Genomic DNA, 217 nt, shown 5'->3' on the forward strand with positions numbered 1-217 from the left:
GGGTAATCAAGCGCCAGTTCGGTTACACCAAGGTGCGCTTTCGCGGCTTGGCCAAAAACACGGCGCAACTGGTGACACTGTTCGCTCTGTCGAACCTGTGGATGGCGCTCCGACATTTACTGACGAATGCAGGAGAGGTGCGCCTGTAATGCGGGAAATGGCCACCGGAGTGGGGTCCGGGTGGCGAAAACGTAAGAAATACTCGTCGAATTGATTG

The 217-nt window shown here is 55.8% G+C and carries 1 pseudogene; it reads left to right on the forward strand.

The window, feature by feature from the left end:
- Positions 1 to 149, forward strand: a pseudogene (locus tag AO268_RS07440) (IS5/IS1182 family transposase); the annotation flags it as partial.
- Positions 150 to 217 lie beyond the last annotated feature (68 nt).

The sequence above is a fragment of the Pseudomonas sp. ICMP 8385 genome (assembly GCF_002699915.1).
GTDB lineage: Bacteria > Pseudomonadota > Gammaproteobacteria > Pseudomonadales > Pseudomonadaceae > Aquipseudomonas > Aquipseudomonas gessardii.